Origin of the sequence: Fulvivirga sp. (assembly GCF_040220315.1) — a bacterium.
In the GTDB taxonomy this organism is placed as follows: Bacteria; Bacteroidota; Bacteroidia; order Cytophagales; family Cyclobacteriaceae; genus Fulvivirga.
The window spans coordinates 1-5,699 of the sequence record NZ_JAVJUY010000182.1 but is presented as its reverse complement, the minus strand read 5'-3'; the positions used below and the strand labels follow the sequence as shown (position 1 = coordinate 5,699).

Here is a 5,699-nt window from a genome sequence, read left to right as displayed (position 1 = left end):
TATTTTTAGTGAGTTTATGCTTAATTAAGATTAGTATTTCCTTATCCAGATCCGACACCATTGACCGGTAAGAGTACTTAGAATTAGTAGCAATATCCTCGTAGGCGTTATCTATTATTTCACTAGCTTTATCCGGATTTTTGATAACTGCAATTACTTCATCAACATTGCTATGATCACGTTTTAATGGCAAGTAATGCTTCCATGGCTCCAATATACCCGAATATGTACCAGGGTATAGCACCATTAATGTTTTGAGAGAGGCAGCTTCGAAACATCTTGGCGAAATAACATGTATAATAATGTCACCATCTGTAGAAAAATATTCATCTTTAATCTGGTTATATTCTAAATCAGGGTTATGTAATTGTAGTTTCTCAATTTTTTGTTGCAGAAGGCCAGAATAGTCAATGATACTCGCCCCACTTTCCGTACCCAACATGGCTTTACAGCTTGCTATAAAATTATACCATTTTTTTCCGTATAACCGCTTATGCTCATTAGTATCAATATCACATGATAAATTATATTTCTGCGCTTCTTTTTTAAACCTTTCTGCGATAATCCATTTTTCTTGTGCAAAACTACCTAGCCAATATGGAACCTTTCGAGCCCGATAGCCTACATCTATATTACGCGATTCATAATCGGGAACGCGTATTCCTTCTAAGCCTTCGGGCACAAAACCTGTGAGCGTCACTTTTTTTTTAACATTTTTAATAGCTTTGTGATTATATAATTTATCTACTATTTCAGGATTGATTACTGTATACATTAAATCAATCTTCAAATACTCCATGCAAGATACAGTATCATTTACGCATCTATACTCGTCTTGAATGAAAAGAATTTTTACTCCAGGATAGTTTCTAATTTTAGTCGATAAACTATTGTGATCATGTAAAAAGGCAGGCGTATTGATTGAATAGTGTATGACTATCGCATGATAGTACTCAAGGCTCGATCTGGTTTTTTCAAATGCATATATATCTACTACATAAATTGAATTAACACTGTATTTTTTTATGGAATGGATATGATCTCTGGTTGTATTCACATGCATTGCTTTGTAATTGCATAAAACCAATATATTGAATTTATCATGCATCTTACTTACATGGCGAGCATGCAGGGTTGTCCAGGCATGCCGCGCTTCCAATAACCAGATTTATAAATGCTTAACCATTCGGAGAGACTAATCCAGCGCCACAATGCCCATGAGTTATTTGCATGTCCAGATTGATGCTGATTCCAGAGTTTACTAATTTCTTCCAAATTATATTCGGGCAAATCATATAAAGCATGATCAAATACTTTTGTATAAGCCCAATCTTTCAGTTTTCTTTCTCTTAGCCAAATATCCAAAGGTGCAGCATACCCTACTTTGTCAGCACGCCATCTGATTTTAGTTGGTATAAACTCTTTAGTAGCAGCCCTCAAGATCCATTTCTGCCACCCATTTCTAATATAATAATCGTCAGGCAATTGCATACAGTAATCTACAAGGTTGTAATCCAAGAAAGGTAATCTGGTTTCTCTTGAAAAAGCCATGGAGTTTCTATCGGCATATCTCAATAGCATCGGCAAACTGTTGAAAAACATTGCATCAAACAGTGTTTTTCTTAAAGTTGACTTAGTTCCCATAGAATGGGATGTATATTTTTTCTTTATCTTAAAACGTAATGTATTTAATTCGTCTTCTGCATATGCCACTTTATGATTAAATCTTCTAGACTATTAGCGTATTTACTTCCTGCGATTTTGAGCCGTCTATTAAATTTAGCTGTTTCGCGTCTGGCTAAATTTAATTTCCCTTGTTCAATCAGATCAAACTGCCTGCATTTAAAATAAAATTGATAACCAGCTAACAGTTCATCTGCGCCTTGGCCATCTAGAAGAACGACAGTTTTGTTTTGCTTTGCCAATCGAGCTACACACCATTGCAGATATATAGATGCTGACAAAAATGGTTCTTCCTGATGCCAATGAAGTAATTTTGATTCGGCGACCAGCCCTTCTTGTGATGGTGTAACAGTATATTTATTTACTCCAGTGTAAGAAACAACTTCATCAATCTCTTTATCTTCTGAGATTGTTGGATCCATTGGAAATACTGCTGAGAATGTGTTTTGTTGAATTAAATTACTTTTCTTATGTCTAGCCATCATTCCAACAATCGCAGAGGAATCTAATCCTCCAGAGAGACTAGAGCCTACTTGAACATCAGTACGCAGTCTTAAGTTAACACTATTAGTTAATAGCGCGCCAAACTCTTCGACTGCTTGCTTTGGAGATATATTTTCATACACATTATTAAATTTTGGGCTCCAATATCTCCATCTTTTAATTTCTTCACCATTCTTATTAAATATTGCAGCATGAGATGCAGGGAAACGTTCAATATTATTAAAGAAAGTATACTTATCATGCTCAAACCAATCATTTCTAGTAAACCTATTTAATGAATCATAATTAATATCATCAGATATTAAAGGATGAGGCAAGATTGCTTTCATTTCCGAGGCGATCACAGTTGTATTAAACTCACCTTTACCAATAAATAGCGGTTTTTCACCAAAGCGATCTCTCGCAATCATTAACGTTTTGTTTCTATTGTTCCAAAGCGCAAATGCAAACATTCCATTAAGTCGTGAAAGAGCATCCTCTCCCCAGACTAGCAATGATGCTAACAACACTTCTGTATCGCTATGTGTTTTGAATACATACCCCTTTTTTTCTAACAGCGTTTTTATTTCAATATAATTATATATCTCTCCATTAAAGACCAAATGTGATGAGTTATCGTTACTAGACATTGGTTGATTAGCAAAATCTGATTTATCAATAATAGACAACCTTCTGTGCGCCAAAGCTGTTTTCTTATCAGAACTAATCCATATGTCACCGTAATCCGGACCTCGATGAATTAGCCTATCTCTCATATAAATTAACAAGTCTTCTCTAACATTTAGAGCAGGAGAAAGAACCGCAACTAATCCGCACATTTATTTCGCAAGCCTAAACAACTTAGCCAAACTGATACGCTGATTATAAGGGAGAATGTGCCAGCACTTCCTGGCTAATGAAAACATAAACTCTAATTTTTTATTGTTCTTAAAAGATACAAATAAGATTTGATAGTTTCCCTGCATTAAATTGCTAAGAAAATATTGCACATCACCAATAATCTTCTTTGATTTTGAAACCTCATCATCAACGTAATCAGGATCGTTTATATAAATCCCCAATGGCACATACGGAATACAAGGTTTGAGCCCGCCATCGCCATCATCAAATAGTAGTTCGCGAGAATGTAATTGATTATATTTGGCATGCAGTATGAGATCATTTAACGCATCATCGAATTGCTTGATAAAACTTTGATAACTATATTTTTTTGATATAATAATATCTTTGTAAGCTCTTTCAGTTAAATCATAAATATATTCATCATCTTTTAGTTTAGCTAATACATCATCTATATTTGAAAAGTCTTTTTTTAGCGGTATGTAGTGTGTGTTTGGCATTAGCACGTTTGAATAACTACCTTCAAACAATATTAAAGCAGTGCGTAAAATTATGGATTCGAATATCTTTGGTGACACTTGATTCATGATTACTTTTTCATTTGGCTCAATAAATACATTAATAATTTCCTCGTAACTTATATTATCTTTGGAATTGACATAATCTTTTATTTCTTTTTCAATTTTGCCATTAAAGTCAAATATATTTGATCCGCTTTCCGTACCTAACGTTGCTCTTGCACTACCCAAGTTTTTATACCATTCTTCACCATATATTCTCTTGCTATCATCAACTTCAATATCACATGCTAGATCGTGCGCTTTTGCTATTTTTTGGAATTCGTACCCAATCTTATATTTCTCATACCCTAAACTACCGTATATATATGGCAGTTTCCTTCCCCTATAAAAAATATCAATATTTCTTTCCTGCAAAGGTTTTGCCCATGATGATTCTGAAATATTTTCTGGCACATAGCCTGTTAATGTCTCAACAAATGACAATGCAGGAAATCTGTATTCAGGATATATATCTCTTTGATATTTTTTCGGCACACATGTAAAAATAACATCCAATTTTAGCTTTTCTATCCATTTTGCTGCAGTTTCTATCCCTTCATACTCATCCTGTATAAATAAGATTTTACAGCCTTGATAATCAGCAATTGCATTAGCAATATGCTCAGAGATATGGGTATTGACAGATAATCTTATTGAATAATGAATAACAACAGCATCGAATGGTTTAAAATCAAAAGACACATTGCAGTTCTTGTTATACTGAATCGTTTTTCGCCAGTAACTATGGTCAGCTGGGATGTAAGTGATATCGTTATGTGAATACTTCTTAAATGACCCCAGATGTTCCATAATTGTTGAGACATGCAATGAATTACTTGAGTCATATAACACAGCAACGTTGAATCTATTTCCAGCTATAGCAACCAGCTCTCTAGCTTTCAACAGTTCATTCTTCATACTAGAGAAACTTTTGTTATATGATTTAGATAATGCTTCGGCTTTTCTAATTTTCGTTAATTCTTTTTCCTCACGAGTTTCACTAGCAATGTGAATAGCTTTTATAAATTCTTCAGCAGTTTTTGCAATATAAAAAAGGCTCTCCTTTTCCTCTAACGATTTAATGGGCGTTGTAACTACAGGTAGACCACATGCAACATACTCATAAGCTTTTAATGGAAATGAATTATAAATCCATTCATCTTGTATATAAGGTATTATGCCAATATTAGCATTCACCATTGCCTCAGTTAAAGCATCCACATCTACTTTTCCATAAACATGGACGTTTGATAAATCTGATATTTGTTTCCAACCCTTGCAATCAGTGCTGATACCGTAAAACTCAAACGTCCATTCAGGCAAACAAGTTACAACTTTATACAGCAAATCATAATCTAGTCTGGAATTTATTCCTCCTTGGAAGACTGCTGTTTTTGATTTTACTAATTTTAAATCGTTCTTTTGTATATAGCTAAGGAAATATTCCGCGTCACATCCATTTTCAGCTATACAGTATTTTCCTTTATAACGACCATTAGTAACATAAGAATTAACTAAGTTTGCAGAGCAAAATACTACAAAATCTATAGTTTTTAGAATTTTAACAACTGAGTCCCGTATTTCATTGCTGTGGCTTTCCCAACCACTTGTCTCAATAATGTAGTCTTCAGTAGCGTGATACACTCTAAAGCCTTGCGGGATAGCCTCAATCAATCGATTATAGTTTATTGAGTCATATATCCAGATTAATGGCTTACGTATACCCCTGGCAGATAATAATTTTTTTATACATTTTACATCTTCATTAGTCACACCATGATTTACATTTATAATATCAATATTTTCAAAACCACTTTCTTCGAACTCTACCTTATCTCTTTTTTCATACTTATGTTGAAAAAAAAGCACTGGCAGCTCTTTGGCAAACCTAGTTGCAAAATGATATCTATTAGATCTTGGTTCTTTAGCCCAATCTGACCATGTAAGAAAAAGTACGGAATCAAAATATTTTTCTAGACGCATGTGTTTATGAACCACTACTTTGTTCAGAGGATTTTATTTTAATCAATCCGCGCCTCATAACATGCATCTATACCTGCGTAATAATTATTATGCATTGGATAACCATTTCTATCGTATGAAAGACCAGCC

General features: G+C 34.0%; 4 protein-coding genes. All 4 read right to left on the bottom strand.

Going from position 1 to position 5,699, the window contains the following annotated elements; all coding sequences use genetic code 11:
* A partial coding sequence (locus RLO81_RS08745; protein ID WP_350110174.1) for a hypothetical protein occupies window positions 1–1,159 on the bottom strand: 1,159 nt, incomplete at its 3' end.
* On the bottom strand, window positions 1,114–1,644 hold the full coding sequence (locus RLO81_RS08740; RefSeq protein WP_350110171.1) for an asparagine synthase-related protein: 531 nt from the start codon (window positions 1,642–1,644) through the stop codon (window positions 1,114–1,116). The genes RLO81_RS08740 and RLO81_RS08745, both read right to left, overlap by 46 nt.
* 44 nt (window positions 1,645–1,688) lie before the next feature.
* Window positions 1,689–3,005, bottom strand: a complete 1,317-nt coding sequence (gene asnB / locus RLO81_RS08735; protein WP_350110168.1) for an asparagine synthase (glutamine-hydrolyzing) — start codon at window positions 3,003–3,005, stop codon at window positions 1,689–1,691.
* On the bottom strand, window positions 3,006–5,570 hold the full coding sequence (locus tag RLO81_RS08730) for a glycosyltransferase (protein WP_350110165.1): 2,565 nt from the start codon (window positions 5,568–5,570) through the stop codon (window positions 3,006–3,008). It lies immediately after the preceding gene.
* Window positions 5,571–5,699 lie beyond the last annotated feature (129 nt).

Excerpts from the sequence above, each read along its gene's own strand:
- RLO81_RS08740 (WP_350110171.1), bottom strand. The coding sequence starts at position 1,644 with ATGGGAACTAAGTCAACTTTAAGAAAAACACTGTTTGATGCAATGTTT.
- RLO81_RS08730 (WP_350110165.1), bottom strand. The coding sequence starts at position 5,570 with ATGCGTCTAGAAAAATATTTTGATTCCGTACTTTTTCTTACATGGTCA.
- asnB (WP_350110168.1), bottom strand. The coding sequence starts at position 3,005 with ATGTGCGGATTAGTTGCGGTTCTTTCTCCTGCTCTAAATGTTAGAGAA.